16 protein-coding genes and 1 pseudogene are annotated in these 17,674 nt (G+C 69.0%); 9 read left to right on the top strand and 8 right to left on the bottom strand.

The window, feature by feature from the left end:
* Positions 1–8: 8 nt before the first annotated feature.
* The gene (locus C5F75_RS22875; RefSeq protein ID WP_060009702.1) at positions 9–464 is read right to left on the bottom strand and encodes a hypothetical protein; all 456 of its coding nucleotides are present in this window, start codon (positions 462–464) and stop codon (positions 9–11) included.
* Between the two features lie 304 nt (positions 465–768).
* On the opposite strand from C5F75_RS22875, the gene C5F75_RS22870 reads away from it, so the two are divergent.
* Entirely contained in the window at positions 769–2,172 is a 1,404-nt protein-coding gene (locus C5F75_RS22870) for an MBL fold metallo-hydrolase RNA specificity domain-containing protein (RefSeq protein ID WP_047852876.1), read from the top strand.
* 30 nt (positions 2,173–2,202) lie between these two features.
* On the opposite strand, the gene C5F75_RS22865 is transcribed toward C5F75_RS22870, so the two are convergent.
* The 5 genes from C5F75_RS22865 to C5F75_RS22845 are packed head-to-tail and all read right to left on the bottom strand — an operon-like array spanning position 2,203 to position 7,360.
* The gene (locus C5F75_RS22865) at positions 2,203–3,243 is read right to left on the bottom strand and encodes a zinc-dependent alcohol dehydrogenase family protein (RefSeq protein ID WP_104012784.1); all 1,041 of its coding nucleotides are present in this window, start codon (positions 3,241–3,243) and stop codon (positions 2,203–2,205) included.
* A gap of 41 nt (positions 3,244–3,284) precedes the next feature.
* Positions 3,285–4,277, bottom strand: a complete 993-nt coding sequence (locus C5F75_RS22860; protein ID WP_104012783.1) for a bifunctional enoyl-CoA hydratase/phosphate acetyltransferase — start codon at positions 4,275–4,277, stop codon at positions 3,285–3,287.
* Complete coding sequence (locus C5F75_RS22855) at positions 4,274–6,091, bottom strand: PHA/PHB synthase family protein (protein WP_104012782.1); 1,818 nt, start codon at positions 6,089–6,091, stop codon at positions 4,274–4,276. Before C5F75_RS22855 ends, C5F75_RS22860 begins: the two co-directional genes overlap by 4 nt.
* Positions 6,088–6,834 carry a beta-ketoacyl-ACP reductase gene (locus C5F75_RS22850; RefSeq protein WP_046546572.1) on the bottom strand — a complete coding sequence of 249 codons (747 nt, stop codon included), beginning with the start codon at positions 6,832–6,834 and terminating at the stop codon, positions 6,088–6,090. The genes C5F75_RS22855 and C5F75_RS22850 overlap by 4 nt, the downstream gene beginning before the upstream one ends.
* Complete coding sequence (locus C5F75_RS22845; RefSeq protein ID WP_047852880.1) at positions 6,824–7,360, bottom strand: hypothetical protein; 537 nt, start codon at positions 7,358–7,360, stop codon at positions 6,824–6,826. Before C5F75_RS22845 ends, C5F75_RS22850 begins: the two co-directional genes overlap by 11 nt.
* Before the next feature lie 153 nt (positions 7,361–7,513).
* Between C5F75_RS22845 and C5F75_RS22840 the strand changes: the two genes are divergently transcribed.
* The 4 genes from C5F75_RS22840 (at position 7,514) to C5F75_RS22825 (ending at position 10,964) form a co-directional block, all read left to right on the top strand.
* A complete protein-coding gene (locus C5F75_RS22840) occupies positions 7,514–8,353 on the top strand; it encodes a universal stress protein (RefSeq protein ID WP_104012781.1) in 840 nt (279 codons plus the stop codon).
* Between the two features lie 8 nt (positions 8,354–8,361).
* Positions 8,362–9,561: an acetate/propionate family kinase gene (locus C5F75_RS22835; protein ID WP_104012780.1), complete on the top strand. Its 1,200-nt coding sequence runs from the start codon at positions 8,362–8,364 to the stop codon at positions 9,559–9,561.
* 69 nt (positions 9,562–9,630) lie between these two features.
* Positions 9,631–10,134, top strand: a complete 504-nt coding sequence (locus tag C5F75_RS22830; RefSeq protein ID WP_060009677.1) for a universal stress protein — start codon at positions 9,631–9,633, stop codon at positions 10,132–10,134.
* Positions 10,131–10,964 (top strand): universal stress protein, encoded by an 834-nt coding sequence (locus C5F75_RS22825; RefSeq protein ID WP_060009674.1) that lies wholly within the window; start codon positions 10,131–10,133, stop codon positions 10,962–10,964. The genes C5F75_RS22830 and C5F75_RS22825 overlap by 4 nt, the downstream gene beginning before the upstream one ends.
* Before the next feature lie 48 nt (positions 10,965–11,012).
* On the opposite strand, the gene C5F75_RS22820 is transcribed toward C5F75_RS22825, so the two are convergent.
* Positions 11,013–11,483, bottom strand: a complete 471-nt coding sequence (locus C5F75_RS22820; RefSeq protein ID WP_047852883.1) for a universal stress protein — start codon at positions 11,481–11,483, stop codon at positions 11,013–11,015.
* 248 nt (positions 11,484–11,731) lie between these two features.
* On the opposite strand from C5F75_RS22820, the gene C5F75_RS22815 reads away from it, so the two are divergent.
* The 3 genes from C5F75_RS22815 (at position 11,732) to fnr (ending at position 15,481) form a co-directional block, all read left to right on the top strand.
* On the top strand, positions 11,732–13,726 hold the full coding sequence (locus C5F75_RS22815; protein WP_104012779.1) for a PAS domain S-box protein: 1,995 nt from the start codon (positions 11,732–11,734) through the stop codon (positions 13,724–13,726).
* Entirely contained in the window at positions 13,723–14,370 is a 648-nt protein-coding gene (locus C5F75_RS22810; RefSeq protein ID WP_104012778.1) for a response regulator, read from the top strand. Before C5F75_RS22815 ends, C5F75_RS22810 begins: the two co-directional genes overlap by 4 nt.
* 337 nt (positions 14,371–14,707) lie before the next feature.
* A complete protein-coding gene (gene fnr, locus C5F75_RS22805) occupies positions 14,708–15,481 on the top strand; it encodes a fumarate/nitrate reduction transcriptional regulator Fnr (protein WP_039353434.1) in 774 nt (257 codons plus the stop codon).
* 29 nt (positions 15,482–15,510) lie between these two features.
* Here the strand turns inward: fnr and C5F75_RS22800 are convergent.
* Positions 15,511–16,494, bottom strand: a pseudogene (locus C5F75_RS22800) (zinc-dependent alcohol dehydrogenase family protein); the annotation flags it as partial.
* Positions 16,495–16,669: 175 nt separating this feature from the next.
* Between C5F75_RS22800 and C5F75_RS22795 the strand changes: the two are divergent.
* Entirely contained in the window at positions 16,670–17,671 is a 1,002-nt protein-coding gene (locus tag C5F75_RS22795) for an Acg family FMN-binding oxidoreductase (protein ID WP_104012777.1), read from the top strand.
* The last annotated feature ends 3 nt before the right edge of the window (positions 17,672–17,674 follow it).

The raw sequence follows: 17,674 nt of genomic DNA, 5'->3' as shown, positions 1-17,674 counted from the left end.
ACCGGCGTTCAGCCCGTCTGCGTGTGCGCCACGACGTCGGGACGCTGCCACGGCGGCAGTTCGGCCCAGCCGAGCGGGCCGTAGACGGTGCCGCCGGCAGCCTCGATCGTCTCGACGAATTCGGCGAGCGTGGCCCCGGCCGGCACGGCCAGTTTCATCGCGTCGACGAACGCCTCGCTGCGCAGCCACGGCACCGCGCCGCCGTTGATTTGCTCGACGCTCCAGTCACCCCCGTGCCGGCCCGCTTCGGGCGGCAGCAGGCGCGGCGCGTCGAACGCCACGCGCAGCAGTTGCGCGCGCGAATCGCTGTAAGGCGGTTGTGCGGTGTCCTGGTAGGGCACGTCGGCCCAGCTCTGGCCGCATTGCAGATCGAGCGGCAGGCAGGTGAACCACGCCCAGGGTGCGCGCACGAAGCACAGCCGGTAGCCGGTCCGCGCGCCGTCCAGGTTGGCGATCAGCGTCATGATGGGTTCGTCCCGAAAGCGTCGTGATCTCGTTGCGCAACGTGTACTCGCCGCAGGCGGCCTGCGCGGAGGGCGGGATCACGACATCGCCCGCGCGCATGCGACCACTATCGTGCCGCCGTCCGGCCCGCGCGTTGATTGACGTCAACCCGAAGCCGCAGCGGCCGGACGACGAACCTCGCCCGAGCGTGACACGGATATGGATACAGATACGGATGCGGCAATCCCTGATTTCCATCAATCGCTTCGCGCGCATCCGCGCTGTAATCGACTCACTGCTCCGTCCACTCCCGTGAGGCGATCCATGAAACTGACTTTTCTCGGTGCGACCGAAACCGTGACCGGCTCGAAATACCTGGTCGAGCACGGCAACCGGCGCGTGCTGGTCGACTGCGGCCTGTTCCAGGGCACCAAGAACCTGCGGCTGCGCAACTGGAGCCCGTTGCCGGTCGCGCCCGACACGCTCGACGCGGTCGTGCTCACGCACGCGCATATCGACCATACCGGCTATCTTCCGGTGCTGGCGCGCGAAGGGTTCCGCGGGCCGGTGTATTGCACGGCGGCCACGGCCGAACTCTGCGACATCATGCTGCGCGACAGCGCGCGGCTGCAGGAGGAAGAAGCCGATTTCGCGAACCGCCACGGCTATTCGAAGCATCATCCGGCACAACCGCTCTACACGCTGGACGATGCGCAGCGCGCGCTGCACCTGCTGAAGCCCGTCGCGTTCGACGAATGCACCGGGCTCGGCGGCGGGCTGGCGTTCCGCCTGCTGCCGGCCGGCCACATTCTCGGCGCGGCGAGCGTCGTGATGCACTGGGATCACAAGGTGCTGGCCTTCTCGGGCGACCTCGGCCGCTATCACGACCCGATCATGCAGCCGCCGCTGGCGCCCGCGCATGCGGACTACCTGGTCGTCGAATCGACGTACGGCGACCGCCTGCATCCGGAATCGGACCCCGAGAACGAACTCGCCGCGCTGTTCGACAAGACCTTCGCGCGCGGCGGCGTGGTCGTGATGCCGTGCTTCACGGTCGGCCGCGCGCAGGAAATCCTGCACTACATCGCGCGGCTGAAGGCGTCCGGCCGGATGGCGCGCGTGCCGGTATTCGTCGACAGCCCGATGGCCACCGACGTGACCGAGATCTATCGTCACCACATCCTCGAACACCGGCTGACGCCTTCCGACGCGAACGCGCTCGGCCATGCGGCCACGATGATCCGCTCGGTCGAGCAGTCGAAGGCGATTGCCGACCATCATGGCCCGATGGTCATCATCGCCGGCAGCGGGATGGCGACGGGCGGCCGCGTGCTGCACCACCTGAGCCGCTACGCGCCCGATGCGCGCAACACGATCGCGCTGGTCGGCTATCAGGCGGCCGGCACGCGCGGCGCGGCGCTGGTCGCGCACGAGCCGACGCTGAAGATCCACGGCGAGTACGTGCGCGTGCGCGCGCAGGTCGAGTCGATCACGACGCTCTCCGCGCATGCCGACTACGAGGAGATCCTCCGCTGGCTCGGCACGATGCAGCGCGCGCCCGTGCGGACCTTCGTCACGCATGGCGAGCCGGCCGCGGCCGATGCGATGCGGCGGCGCATCGCGGAGCGCCTGCACTGGCCGTGCGAGGTGCCGGTGTATGCGCAGTGCGTCGATCTCGATGCGGTCGAATCCGGCGACACGCACGCGCCGGCCGCGCTTTCCTCCTGACGGCGTGACCCGCCGCGCGCTACCCGGCCATCAACCGACTTCGATGATGACCTTCAGCGCATGGGTTTGCGCCGCGCGGCCGAACGTGTCGTACGCGCGCTCGACGTCGTCGAGCGAGAACCGGTGCGTGATCAGGCGTTTCGGATCGAGGCGCCCGGCGCGCACGGTCTTCAGCAGCATCGGCGTGCTGACCGTGTCGACCAGCCGGGTCGTGATCGAGATGTTGCGATTCCACAGCTTCTCGAGGTGCAGGTCGGCCTTGACCCCGTGCACACCGACGTTCGCGACCACGCCGCCCGGCGCCACCAGTGACGTGCACATCTCGAACGTCGCCGGAATCCCGACCGCCTCGATCGCGCAATCGACGCCGACGCCGTCGGTCAGCTTCATCACTTCCGCCACCGGGTCGCCGGCGCGGCCGTCGATGCAGTCGGTCGCGCCGAAGCGCTGCGCCGCGTCCAGCCGGTTGCTGTCCGGATCGATCATGATGATCCGCGCGGGCGAGTAGAACTGCGCGGTCAGCAGCGCCGCCAGCCCGATCGGGCCCGCGCCGACGACCGCCACCGAGCAGCCCGGCTGCACCTTGCCGTTGAGCACACCGCATTCGAACCCGGTCGGCAGGATGTCCGACAGCATCACGAGCGCCTCCTCGTCCGCGCCCGGCGGAATCCGGTAGAGGCTCGTCTGCGCATGCGGGATGCGCACGTACTCGGCCTGCGTGCCGTCGATCCGGTTGCCGAGGATCCAGCCGCCGGTCGTGCAATGCGAATACAGGCCGCGCCGGCAGTATTCGCAGCGGCCGCACGACGAAATGCAGGAAATCAGCACATGATCGCCCGGCTTCAGCGCATCGACGGCGGCGCCGACCTGCTCGACGATCCCGACCCCTTCGTGGCCGAGAATGCGGCCGGGTTCGCAAGTCGGTACGTCTCCCTTGAGAATGTGCAGATCGGTGCCGCAGATCGTCGTGCGCGTCACGCGCACGAGCGCGTCGGTGGGCGACTGCAGTTCCGGCATCGGCCGCTCCTCGAGCGCCTTGCGCCCGGGCCCGTGGTAGACGAGTGCTTTCATCGGGGTTCCTCCATCTAAAGAAAGGGTTGCAGGTACGTTGATCAGGACTGCGGCGCATGCCGCGCCTGTGCCAGCACCATCGCGAGTGCGCAGGACGCGACCCGGACGGCCGCGCCGTCGGCGCGGCTCGTCAGCACGATCGGCACGCGCGCGCCCACGACGATGCCCGCGCTCACGGCGCTGCCCAGGTATTCGAGCTGCTTCGCGAGCAGGTTTCCCGCTTCGATATCGGGCACGACCAGGATGTCGGCGCAGCCGGCGACCGGCGAATCGATCCCCTTGTCGTGCGCCGCCCGCAGCGAGATCGCGTTGTCGAACGCGAGCGGGCCGTCGACGATCGCGCCCGTGAGCTGGCCGCGCTCGGCCATCTTCGCGAGCGCCGCCGCGTCGAGCGTCGAGCGCATCGCCGGATTGACGGTCTCGACCGCGCACAGCACGGCCACGCGCGGGCACGCCACGCCCAGCGCATGCGCGACGTCGATCGCGTTCTGCGTGATGGCCGCCTTCTGCGCGAGGTCCGGCGCGATGTTCACCGCCGCGTCGGTCAGGATGAACGGACGCGGATACGCCGGTGCCTCGATCAGGAAACAGTGGGAGATGCGCTTGTCGGTGCGCAGCCCCGATTCGGCCGCGACGACCGCGCCCATCAGCTCGTCCGTATGCAGGCTGCCCTTCATCAGCGCGCCGGCACGGCCCGCCGCCGCGAGTTCCACCGCGCGGGCCGCCGCCGCATGGCTGTGCGGCACGTCCTCGATCGTCCACGGCGACAGATCGACGCCCGCGTCGTGCGCGACACGCAGCACCTTGTCGCGCGGCGCGACGATCAGCGGCTCGATCGCGGCCGCCAGCGGCGACTCGCGGAGTTCGACCAGCGCGACGAGACTGGTTGCATCGCACGGATGCACGACGGCCACGACGAGCGGCGCTGCGTTGCGTGCCCGCGCGATCAGCCCGGGCCATGCGCCGTCCGCGCGCGGCAGCAGGCCGGGCAGGCATGCGCCGCCGCACGGATCCGGATGCCGATGCCCGTTCATGTCTGGAGCACGTAGGCGCCCGGCGCCGCCGCGAGCCCGGCGGCCGGCGTGCGGGCCGGCACGTCACCCGACGAGCGCGCGCGCAGCCAGTCGCGCCAGCAGGTCCACCACGATCCGTCGACCGCGGGCGTGTCGCGCATGAAGTCGCGCGGGCTGCGGTAAGGCGCGCCGGGTTCGCGGGTCGCGCAGCGGTAATGGCGGCCCGGATGACCGGGTTCCGACACGATGCCCGCGTTGTGTCCGCCCGCCGTCAGCACGAAGGTCAACGCATGGTGCGTCAGCAGATGAAGCTTGTAGACCGAGCGCCACGGCGACACGTGATCGCGCTCGGTGCCGACCGCGAACGTCGGCACGTCGAGATCCGACAGCGCGACCGGCCGCCCGTCGACACAGTAGCGGCCGGCCGCGAGATCGTTGTCGAGGAACAGCCGGGTCAGGTACTCCGAATGCATCCGATACGGCATGCGCGTGGTGTCCGCATTCCACGACATCAGGTCGTTGGGCTTCGTGCGCCTGCCGAGCAGGTATTCGCTCATCATCCGCGACCAGATCAGGTCGCGCGCGTTCAGCAGTTCGAACGCGGCGGACATCTGCGCGCCGTCCAGGTAGCCCTGCCGCCACATCAGCGCGTCGAGCGCGGACAGCTCGCTCGCGTCGATGAACAGGCCGAGTTCGCCGGGTTCGCTGAAATCGGTCTCGGCCGCGAGCAACGTGACGGATCGCAGGGTTTCGTGTTGCCGCCCGTCGCGTGCGAGCGCCGCCGCGGCGATTGCCAGCAGCGTGCCGCCGAGGCAATAGCCGGCCGCGTGGACCGCCTCGCCGCAGATCGACCGGACGACGTCGAGCGCGGCCAGGCACCCGTCGCGCAGGTAATCGTCGAGCCCGAGATCGCGCGCTTGCGCGTCCGGATTGCGCCACGACACCGCGAACACGGTGTAGCCCGCATCGACGAGGAAACGGATCAGCGAATCGTGCGGCTGCAGATCGAGGATGTAGTACTTCATGATCCACGACGGCACGATCAGGATCGGCTCGCGCGCGACGCGCGGTGTCGTCGGGTCGTATTGCAGCAGTTCGCACAATGCGTTGCGCCACACGACCCGGCCCGGCGTAATCGCCACGTCGCGCCCCGGCAGGTACGCCCGCGAGTCGCGGCCACGCGTGCCGCCGGCGCGATCGAGCCACGCGCTCGCATCGTCGAGCCAATGCTGCGCACCCGCCGCGAGGTTCGCGCCGCCGCTGCGCATCGTCGCGTCGAGCGCGACGGGATTGGTCGCCAGAAAGTTGCCGGGCGAGCACGCGTCGAGCCATTGACGCGCGACGAAGCCGACCAGCTCCTCATGGTGCCGTTCGACACCCGGCACGCCGCGCGTCGCTTCGCGCCACCAGCGCTGAACCGACAGGAAGCCGTCGCGATACGTGCGAAACGGCCAGCCCGACCATGCGGGCGCGGCGAAGCGCGGATCGGCGTGCCCCGCATGCACGGCCAGGCCGTCCGTGTCGGCATCGTCCGCCGCGCCTTTCTCCGCCGCCGCCGCGGGCGCGGCCGCGAGCCACGCCTGCGTCGCGAGTTCGAAGCACTTGCCCGGCGACACCGCCAGGTGAGCGCCCCAGTCGAGCACGGCCAGCGCCAACGACACGGGCGACAGCCCGAAGGTCATCGCGGCGACGTTGGCATGCGCGGCGCGGTTCCATTGTTCGGCGGGGGTCGCCTCGGCGGCGGTGCATTCGGGCCGGTCCGGCTCCTGCTCGTCCCGAGCCGGCGACCGCCTCGATTCGCGCGGGAGGGGCACACGGATGACGGACGCTTTCATCGCATGTACATGCCGCCGTTGACGTCGAATTCCGCACCGGTTGCGAACGCCCCCGCATCGGAACACAGGAAGGCGACGAGCGCGGCGATTTCGTCGGGGTCGCCGAGGCGGCCGGCCGGAATCTGCGGCAGGATCTTCGTGTCGAGCACTTCCTTCGGTACCGACTCGAGCATCGCGGTGGCCAGGTAGCCCGGGGCCACCGTGTTGACCGTGATGCCGTGCCGCGCGAGTTCGAGCGCCAGCGATTTCGTGAAACCGTGAATGCCGGCTTTCGCGGCCGCGTAGTTCGCCTGCCCGTACGCGCCGCGCTCCCCGTTCACGGACCCGATGTTCACGATCCGGCCGAAGCCGGCATCGATCATCCCGGGCACGAACGGCTTCGTCATGTTGAACAGGCCGTCGAGATTGGTGCGCAGCACCGCATCCCACATGCTCTTGGTCATCTTCACGAAGGTCGCATCGTGCGTGATGCCCGCGTTGTTGACGAGCACGTCGACGCGCCCGAACTCCGCCAGCACGCGCGCCGCGCAGTGCTGGCACGAGTCGTAGTCGGCCACGTCGACCTCGTACGCATGAAACGTGCGGCCCGCCTCGCGTTCCTGCGTGAGCCACGTCGCGACGTGGTCGTTGCGTTCGGTGTGCGACACCGCCACCGTCATGCCGGCCTCGTGCAGGCGGCGGCTGATCGCGGCACCGAGGCCGCCCATCCCGCCGGTGACGAACGCAACCCGTTCAGCGCGCATGATCGTGCTCCTGCGCCGCATGGCGGCCATCGAGACGCCGGACGTCCGCGGCCCCGTCGCCCGCATCGACGGTTTCCGTGATGCCGAGCTCGAACGCGGCCATCCAGTCGCGCCACGGCATGCTCGCCTCGTTGACCACGGCCAGCCGCCCGAGATCGGGCCACCAGTCGGTCTGGTAGCGCGACAGCGCGCCGGTGCCGTAATCGCGCAGCCACGTGCGCCACGCACTCGCGCTCTCGAACTGCCCGCGCATGCACAGCTCGGTGGCGTCCTGCCAGATCGCGACGGTCGCGATCGTGTAGTCGCGCATCACATGCCGGGCCGCCTCGCCGAACGCCGTCCACTCGTTCGTCGCGGTCAGCGCCTGCTGCAGGCCGCGCACCGCGTCGCGGTCCCGCTCGATGCGCCGCCCTGCCAGCGCGTGCCATTCGTGCTGCCAGTCGCGAGCAAGCACGGCCATGCGCAACGCTAGATCGCAACCCGCGCGGCAAGCGTCGTTCGGTGTGGTCAAAGCCTGGGGGCTCATCGTCTTCCCTCCTTCGATCCGGTCGGTGAATGGGCGTCCACGTCACTGTGCGACCGTGGCGCATGGCACCCGTTGATCTGAGTCAAGCACGCGGAAACCCTGCTTCGTAGACTGGATTGCACTGGCGGATCACCCGTCGATGGAGCGATTCCGATGAGCTACAAAAGCCTAGTCGTGCACCTCGATACGAGCACCCGCGCGCATTCGCGTCTCGAGCTGGCGTTGCGTCTTGCCCGGCGCTTCGGTGCGCATCTCACCGGGCTGTACGCGGTCTACACGCCGGAGCCGCATTCGTTCTACGTGATGGCCGGTTCCGCAGACTATTTCCGCGCGCACCGCGAACAACGCGACGAGCGGCTCGGCGCACTGGAGCGCCTGTTCCATGCGGAAACCGCGCGGGCCAAAGTGCCGGCCACCTGGGTTCGCGCGGACGAGCGCGCGAATGTGGCCGTGCCGCGTGCCGCTCGTCTTGCCGACCTCGTGATTGCGGGCCAGAGCGACCCGAACGATCCCGAAACCTACATCGACGACCAGTTTCCGGAGAACCTCGTGTTGTCCGCCGGGCGCCCGGTGCTGTTCTGGCCCTACACCGGCGAATTCCCGTCGATCGGCGAACGGGTGTTCGTCGCCTGGGACGGCAGCCGCGAAGCGGCCCGCGCCGCGCACGACGCGCTCCCGTTCCTCGAGCATGCGAAGCGCACGACGGTCGCCGCCGTGGTCGACGGCGATTCCGAAGCGGCGACCACACGCATTCCGGCCGCCGATGCCGCGCTGATGCTGGCGCGCCATGCGCGCGACGTGAACGTGCTCGATATCGACACCGGTACCGGCGCGTCGGTCGGCGACACGCTGCTGTCGCGCGCTTACGAAACGGGTTCCGACCTGCTGGTCATGGGCGCGTACGGGCATCCGCGCTGGCATGAACTGATCATGGGAGGCGCCACGCGCACGGTGCTCGCGTCGATGACGCTCCCGGTGCTGATGTCGCACTGAATCGATCGATGCGTACGCTCGCGCTGCTCGTCGTCAATGCCGGTTCGTCGAGCGTGAAGTTCGCGGTGTTCGCATATCCGCCGCACGGGGATCCCGCGCGGCGGCCGCTGCACGAGGGTGAAGCGATCGAAACCGGCAACGGCGTGTCGATCCGCTTCGACGCCGCCCCGGGCGGCACGCTGCCGCTGCGCACGTGCGATCCATACCGTGCGGTGCTCGCGCAGGTCGCGATGTGGATCCGCGTGCAACTGCCGCATATCGCGCTCGGCGCCATTGCACACCGTGTCGTGCATGGCGGTGCCCGGTACGTCGACCCGGTCGTCGTCGACGACGCGGTGCTCGACGCGCTTCGCACGCTGACGCCGCTCGCGCCGTTGCATCAACCGCACAGCCTCGATGCGATCGACGCGCTGCGCGACGCGTTTCCCGACGTGCCGCAGGTCGCCGTGTTCGATACAGCGTTTCATCGCACACTGCCGCGCGCCGAGCAATTGCTGCCGCTGCCGCATGCATGGTTCGACCAGGGCGTGCGCCGCTACGGGTTCCATGGTCTGTCGTACGAATACCTGGCCGTCGCGCTCGACGAGCAGTTCGGCGCGCGTGCGCACGGCCGCGTGATCGCCGCCCATCTCGGCAGCGGCGCCAGCCTGTGCGCGATGCGCGACTGCTGCAGCGTCGCGACGACGATGGGCTTCTCGGCGCTCGACGGGCTGATGATGAGCACGCGCTGCGGAACCCTCGATCCCGGCGTGGTGCTGCACCTGCTCGAGGCCGGCAAGCTGTCCACCGACGCATTGGGCCACATGCTCTATCACGAGTCGGGCCTCAAGGGCGTGTCGGGCGCTTCCGGCGATCCGCGCGTGCTGCTGGCGTGCGAAGCCGCCGGCGATGCATTCGCCGGCGATGCGCTGACACTCTACGTCCACCGCATCGTGCGCGAAGCCGGTGCGCTCGTCGCGCTGCTCGGCGGCCTCGACATGCTGGTCTTCACGGCCGGCATCGGCGAGCACTCGGCCGTGTTGCGCGAGCGGATCTGCGCGGCGCTCGGCTGGCTCGGCATCGACATCGACGTGGGCGCGAACGCGGACCATGCGCCGGTCGTGTCGTCCGCGTCGAGCGCGGTCACGGTTGTCGTCGAGCCGGCCAACGAAGCGTGGATCGCCGCGCGCGCCGCGGTCGGGGTGCTGCGCGCCAACCGCGACGCTTGATCCAGATCAGCGCGACCGGCGCGCGCGCGCCGATGATGATCTCATCCACATCCGTTCAAGGGAAATGCCATGTACTCGAACATTCTGGTTGCACTCGACGGCAGCGACACGTCGTCCCGTGCACTCGACGCCGCGCTGGCCATCGCGTCGGAGACGGGTGCGCGGCTGACTCCCGTCTACGTCGTCGATTTCCTCGTGCCGGCCTACGACATGTACGGCTACGATCCGTCGATCCTGATCGACGCCTTTCGTGAAGAAGGGTTGCGCGTCACCGATGACGCGGCGCGACGCCTGAAGGCGCGCGACGTCGCCGGCACGCCGCAGATCTCCAACGTCGCGCCGGCGGGCGAAGACATCCCGCACCGGATCGTCAGTCTTGCCAACGAAATCGAGGCCGACCTGATCATCATGGGCACGCACGGCCGGCGCGGCGTTCAGCGCCTCTTCCTCGGCAGCGTGGCCGAGCGCGTGCTGCGCCTGGCCACGTGCCCGGTGCTGATGATTCCGGCGGGCTGCCCGTCCGGAAAACCTGCCGAGACCGCCGCCGCATCCACCGAAAAGGAGCCGTCATGAGCTACAAGACCCTGCTCGTCCATCTCGACGACAGCGAGCGCTGCGCGATCCGCGTCGACCTCGCACTCGAACTCGCGGCGCGCTGGAATGCGCATTTGATCGGCCTCTACGTGGTCTGCCAGGATCTCCTCGAGCCGCTGCGGCGGCCCGACGAACCGCTGAAACTGGCCGTGTACGAACGCCTGTGCGACCAGCGGCGCAAGGAGGCCGAGGAGAAATTCCTGATCGCCGCCGAGCGCGCGGGACGCAGCGTCGAATGGCAGGCGCCGGCCGGCGACGCGACCGCCGCCGCCATCCTGCACGCGCGCCACGCCGACCTGCTGATCCTCGGCCAGGAAGACCCGGACGATCGCCTGACCTACGTGGCGCGCCATTTCGTCGAGGATGTCGTGATGGGCAGCGGCCGTCCGGCGATCGTCGTGCCCTACGCGGGCGACGTGCTAACGATCGGCGAGAACGTGCTGATCGGCTGGGACGGCGGGCGCGAAGCCGCCCGCGTGATGGCCGATGCGCTGCCGCTGCTGGCCCGCGCGCGCTTCGTCAACGTCGAGACGGTCGTGCGCGGCCAGCCCGATCCGGACAAGACGCCGGCGGGCGTCGACGTCGCCGCGTATCTCGAACGGCATGGCGTGCGCGCGTCGTTCTCGACGACGCCGCGCGACCGCTCGGTCGGCGTAGGCGCGACGCTGCTGAACCGGGTGACCGACCTGCATGCGGATCTGCTGGTGATGGGCCTGTACAGCCATGCGCGCATGCACGAACGCGTGCTGGGCGGTGCGACGCGCACCATCCTCGAGACGATGACGGTGCCGGTACTGCTGTCGCACTGACGCCGCACGCGTGACGACGGGGCAGCCGCCGGCGGCTGCCCTCTTCGGTCACAACACGGCCGCGCACGCGCCCTGCCCCTCACGCACGACCAGCACCGGCCGGTCGGCGGTGCGCACCAGCGATTCGGCGACGCTGCCGAGCACCGCGCGGCGCACGCCGCGGCGCCCGTGCGTGCCCATCACGATCAGGTCCGCGTCGCATTCCGCGGCCGCTCGCGCCAGCACGGACGACACATCCTCGCCGCACGCGTCGATCGTGTGCGCGGTGCCGCGCACGCCGCACAGCCGAAACGCGGTCTCCGCGTCCGCCACCGCGATCGCGGCCTTGTCCGCATCCAGCCCCGCCGGGTCGCGCTGGTCGATATAGCCGCTGTCGACGTCCGTCAGTCGCGGCGCGTCCGATACCACGCATACGGCGACGATCAGGCCGCCCGAATCGCGAGCAAGCGCGATCGCCTCGTCGAGCGCCAGCCGCGAACTGCGGCTGCCGTCGAGTGCTGCAAAGATCCGTGCGTACATGATGCCTCCCTGGTGCCGTTGGGTTTTGACTGGAATGCCAAACCAGTCTGGGCCCGACGCGCGCCATCCGGTTGACGCCGGTCAAGCCCGGACGGCAGCCGGCATACGCACCGGTCCCGATTGGCGAATCCAGACAAAACGCGCACAATTTCGGGCGACATCGCAGTTTCGGCCCGCCCCGCGTTTCGTGCCTCGCGTCCGGGCCGCCGCCCGCCAGCCGCCGGCGAAATCCGTCAGGATGAACGGCCATGACAGTCAATGCGTCCTCCTTCAAGGCCGGGCCGGCTCCGCACGGGTCTCGGCCCGCGCGATACGCGCCCCTGGCCGCGCTGTTGACGCTGGCGCTCGGCCTGGCTGCGTCATTTGCGTGCGCCCGGCATCTGCAGAACCAGGGGCAGGAAGCCGCCCAGGCACGCTTCGCGCAATCGGCGACGCTCGCGACGGCCGATCTCCGGCGCAGCCTCCTCGGCGCCGCCGCCGTGTTGCGCGGCGCGCGCGGCTTCGCGGCGACGCTGGCCGTGCCTCAGTCGGGCGAAGCGTGGCGACGCTACCTCGCCGGTCTCAATCTGGACGGTTTGCAGTTGCCCGTCCGCAGCCTTGGAAGAATCGAACCGAGCGCCGACGGCGACGATCAGGCAACCCGGCTTGCGCTGCAGCGCGCGGCAGAAACCGGCAAGACCGCGCTGGCGGCGAATGCCCTCCAGGACAACTCGGACACGACGATCGCCCGCACGACGCTGACGCTGTATCTGCCGATTTATGCGAACGCTGAAGACGGGGCTTCGTCCGGGCCGCGGCATGCGCGTGCGACCGGATACGTTTATGCGGCGCTCGATCCGGAGCATCTTGTCGATCCATCGGTCCTGGACCGCCTGCACATGGAAATCACGGCCGACAACCCGGCGGCCCCCGTCTATTCCGGCGGCTTCGGCGGCGGCGACGCCACCGCCGCCCGCGACGGGCTCACGCGAACGGATGCGTTGACGTTCGGCGGCACACCGCTGTCGCTGCGCTACAGTGCGCCGGCCCCCGACACGTCCGGCGCCGCGATGGCCGCGCTGGCGGCCGGAATCGCGCTGTCGCTGACACTGGCCGCCCTCGTGCGGCAGGTCGCCGTCAGGAAAACGTCGGGCGCCGTCCCCGCCGGCGACGGCCAGCCGACCGAGGCCCGGATGATGGGCATCATCCGGTCGTCGATGGAGGCCATCATTACCGTCGATGAAGGCCAGACGATCGTGATCTTCAATCCGGCGGCGGAACGCGTGTTCGGCGTCTCCGCGATGGAGGCGATCGGCGCGCCGCTCTCCCGCTTCATCCCCGAGCGCTTCCGTGCCGCGCACACGCGGCACGTCCAACAATTCGGTGTGACGGGTGTGTCGGAGCGACAGATGGGACAGCAGCGCGTGCTGTTCGGCCTGCGCGGCGACGGCTCGGAGTTTCCGATCGAGGCGTCGATATCGCAGATTCGCGACGGCACGGGCAAGCTGTACACGGTCATGCTGCGCGACGTCACCGAGCGCGTCCGGGCGGAAAATGCGCTCAAGCAGTCGCGCGAGGAACTGCGCGACCTGTCCGCCAACCTGCAGAACGTGCGCGAGGAAGAGAAAACGCGGATCGCGCGAGAACTGCACGACGACCTCGGCCAGCAACTCACGGCGCTCAAGATGGATCTCTCCGCCGTCGAACTGGGGCTCGCGGGCATCGTCGCGCCTCACACCGGCGTGCGCGAGCAGTTGGGCGGCATGCACCGCCTGATCGATTCGACCGTTGCGTCGGTGCGGCGCATCGCGGCCGATCTGCGGCCGGTGATGCTCGACGACCTGGGCCTCATCCCGGCGATCGAGTGGCTGGTCAACGATTTCACGCATCGCTACCGGATCACGGTCGACCGGAACATTGCCCCCGTCGATACCGCGTTCACCAGCGCCGGTGCCACGACGCTGTTCCGCATCGTGCAGGAAGCGCTCACCAATGTCGCGCGCCACGCCGATGCGACGCACGTGACGCTCGCATTGAAAGTGGACGACGGCTACTGCGTGCTGCGCATCGCGGACAATGGCCACGGCGCCCCGGAGAGCGCCCGCGACGAGCGCGATCGTCCGTCGTTCGGGCTGATCGGCATCCGTGAACGCGTACACATGCTCGACGGCACGGTGACGATCGACAACCGGCCCGGAACGGGGTTCACGATTACCGTGGCGCTGCCGCTTCACGCCATCCAGCAAGGAGACGTATTGTCATGATCAGGGTACTCATCGCCGACGACCACGCCCTCGTCAGGGACGGCCTGCGGCACATCCTGCAGAGCGCAAGCGGCTTCGAGGTCGCGGGCGAAGCGCGCGACAGCGGGTCCACGATCGCGCTCGTGCGGGATACCTGCGCGAATGTCCTGGTGCTCGACCTGTCGATGCCGGGCCGCAACGGCGTCGAACTCATCAAGCAGATCAAGGACGAGAAGCCGGCCTTGCATATCCTCGTGCTGACGATGCATGCCGAGCAGCAATACGCGGTGCGCGCGTTCCGCGCCGGTGCGTCCGGCTACATGACCAAGGAGAGCGCGAGCGCCGAGCTGGTCGCGGCGCTGACCAAGATCGCGGCGGGCGGCGTCTACGTCAGCCTGACCATGGCCGAGCAGTTCGCGCAGCGCCTGAACGAGCCGACCGATCCGCTGCCGCACCAGCGTCTGTCCGACCGCGAATTCGACGTGTTCCGGCGCGTCACGACCGGCGAGTCGATCTCCGAAATCGCGCAGGCGCTGTGCGTGAGCGTCAAGACGGTCAGCACCTACAAGACGCGGATTCTCGAGAAGATGCAGATGCCGAACGACACGGCGCTCGTGCGCTATGCGATGCGCCACAAGCTGTTCGACGACCCGGACGAGCTCTGATGGCGGCTCCGGCTCACGACGGGTGCGCCCTTGCGTCGGCCCGGACAAAATGCCGCACCCGTGTAGGAAACCGCCTACATCGCTTCAATGCGACCTACTGCATCTTCAATCGCTGCTGATTTCCTTGACGCCGCGCAACATCCATACTCCAGATCAAGAAAAACAAGCACGCGCCTCGCGGAGCAAAGGCGGCAATCGCCGTCGGGACAGGTCCCCCCGGCTCGTCCGGCGCGGTTCTTCACCATGAGTGCGGCAACCGTCAGGACCGCGGGCGCTACCACCAGCGCGATCCCGCCCACGGCGGCTCGCCGCTGTCCTCAACATACTGGAGCCGATCATGCAGAGCCATGCCGAAGTTTCGCCGACCATGCCGTTACGCCCGTTCATCCCGTTGCATCCCGTCGAACGGGCGGAGCAACCGAAGCGCGCCGCGTCCCGTTGCTCGACGTGCGCGTTGCGTACCGTCTGCATGCCGGCCGACCTTTCTCCTGACGAATTCGCGCGCGTCGACGCGATGATCTGCACGACGCGGCACGTCCGGCGCGGCGAAACGCTGTTTCGCGCGGGCGATGCGTTCAACAGCATCTACGCGGTCCGAACCGGATCGTTCAAGACCATCGTGATGCATCGCGACGGCGACGAGCAGATCACCGGCTTCCAGATCGTCGGCGAATCGCTCGGGCTCGACGGCGTGCACACCGGGCACCACAACGGCGACGCGATCGCGCTCGAGGACAGCACGGTCTGCATCATTCCGTTCGGCCAGCTCGAGCAGATGTGCCGCGAAGTACGGCCGATGCAGCATCACGTGTACCAGATGATGAGCGGCGAGATCGTCCGCGAATCCGCGCTGATGCTGCTGCTCGGCACGATGACCGCCGAACAGCGCGTGGCCGCGTTCCTGCTGAACCTTTCCACCCGCTTCAAGGCGCGCGGCTACTCGGCCGCCGAATTCGTGCTGCGGATGACGCGCGACGAGATCGGCGAATATCTCGGGATGAAGCTCGAAACGGTGAGCCGCATGATGTCGAAGTTCCAGCACAAGGGGCTCGTCGCCGCGCAAGGCAAGCAGATCCGCATCGTCGATCCGGAAGGCCTCGGGCGAATCTGACCGCGCGGCGCGCGGCGAGCGCATCTGCCGCGCATGGCGAGTACCGCTGCCCCGGACAAACGCCCGGTGCGCAGGTCGTCGAGTGCGCGATTCGCATCGGTCAGCGCGTAGCGCACGGCCTCGACCCGCAGCGGCACCGCATCGGCGACCCGCATGAATTCGACCGCGTCCGCACGCGTCAGGTTGGCGACCGACACGATGCGGCGCTCGCCCCACAGCCACGCGTACGGAAAGCCCGGGATATCGCTCATGTGAATGCCGCCGCATACGACGATCCCGCCTTTGTCGACGGCGCGCAGCGCGGCCGGCACCAGTGCGCCCACCGGCGCGAAGATCAGCGCGGCGTCGAGCGCCTCGGGCGGCGCTTCGTCGCTGCCGCCGGCCCACGCGGCACCGAGTGAACGTGCCAGCTGCTGCGCGACGGTATCGCCGGGCTTCGTCAGCGCAAACACCTTTCGCCCCTCGGCATGCGCGACCTGCGCGACGAGATGCGCCGCCGCGCCGAAGCCGTAGATGCCGATGCGGCGCGCATCGCCCGCCATGCGCAAGGTTCGATAACCGATCAGGCCCGCGCACAGCAGCGGCGCGGCTTCGAGATCGGTGTAGCGCCGCGGCAGATGCACGCAATAGCGGTGGTCGGCGACGGTGCGCTCCGCATAGCCGCCATCGATCGTATAGCCGGTGAATCCCGGGCTGTCGCACAGATTCTCACGGCCCGCCGCGCAATACGCGCAATGGCCGCACGTCGAGCCGAGCCACGGCACACCGACGCGGTCACCCACCGCGAAGCCGGTCACGCCCGCGCCGAGCGCGCGCACCGTGCCGACGATTTCGTGCCCAGGGATCAGCGGCAGTTTCGGGTGCGCGAGCTCGCCGTCGACGACGTGGAGATCCGTCCGGCATACGCCGCATGCGTGTACGTCGATCAGCAACTGGCCCGCCGCCGGCAACGGCTCCGGCACGCGCGCCTCGCGCAAATGCGGTGTCGTGCCGTCAAACATCATCGCAAGCATGCTCGCCTCCCCTGCGCACGCCGGTGCGTACGCTTCACCTCTCCACGCTAGCCGCTCCGCGTCGCGAACGCATGGCCCGGTGACGGGCGCTTGATGTGGGTCAACGGCGGTCGGACGGTTGCTGACACGATGAAGTGGCGTCACGCCCGACGTGTGGCGACCAGGAGATGATCGAATGATATCCGTTCCCCCACTAGCCGCGAGCGCCCACCCCGAGGCATACCTGAAGTCGCTGCTGGCCTACGCGGTGCTGGCCCCGTCCAGCCACAACTCGCAGCCGTGGCGGTTCATCGTCGACGGCCCCACGATCGCGGTCTGCGCGGATCGTGTACGTGCGTTGCCCGTCATCGATCCGTTCGATCGCGAGTTGATCATCAGCTGCGGGGCAGCCCTGCTCAACCTGCGCGTCGCGCTCGATCACGCCGGGCTCGCCCACACGATCAGCACGTTTCCGTCCGACATCGATCCCGATCTGCTCGCGATGGTCCGGGTATGCGACGACGGCTATTCCGACGCGTCGCTCGGCGCGCTGTTCGATGCGATCCCGGAGCGCGTCACGACGCGTGCGCCGTTCGAATCGACGGCCGTGCCGGACGACCTTCAGCGCGAGCTGATCGCGGCCGGCGTCGCGGAAGGCGCCGAGATCACCTGCATCGACTCGATCGCGAATCGCGCACGGGTGGCCGAGCTGGTTGCGGAGGCCGACCAGCAGCAATTCGCGGACCCGCGCTTCAGGCGCGAACTGGCGAGCTGGATCGATCCGCGCCGGCACACCGACGGCATGCCGGCGTTCGCGGCCGGCGTGCCGACGCTGCTGGATTTCGCGGCGCCCGTCGTGACGATGGCGGTACGGACCTTCGATCTCGGCAACGGGCTGGCCGCGCTGCATCACCAGCTCGTCGGCGCGTCGCCGCTGGTCGTATGCATCTCGACCGTGCGCGACGATCGCGACGCGTGGCTCGCCGCCGGACAGGCGCTGGAGCGCGTCCTGCTCGTCGCGACGCGCGCAGGCTATACCGCGTCGTACCTGAACCAGCCGATCGAGACGGCCGGGCTGCGCGCCCATCTGCGCCACATGCTCGGGCTGCACGGCGAACCGCAGTTGCTGCTGCGGGTCGGGCGCGGCCCGCATACGCCACACTCGCCGCGCCGCCCGCTCGACGAAGTCGTCTCGTGAGCG

The sequence above is a fragment of the Burkholderia anthinoferrum genome (genome assembly GCF_002925705.1).
GTDB lineage: Bacteria > Pseudomonadota > Gammaproteobacteria > Burkholderiales > Burkholderiaceae > Burkholderia > Burkholderia semiarida.
Note: the sequence above shows the minus strand (reverse complement) of the source record. Positions and strands in the feature narration are given on the sequence as shown.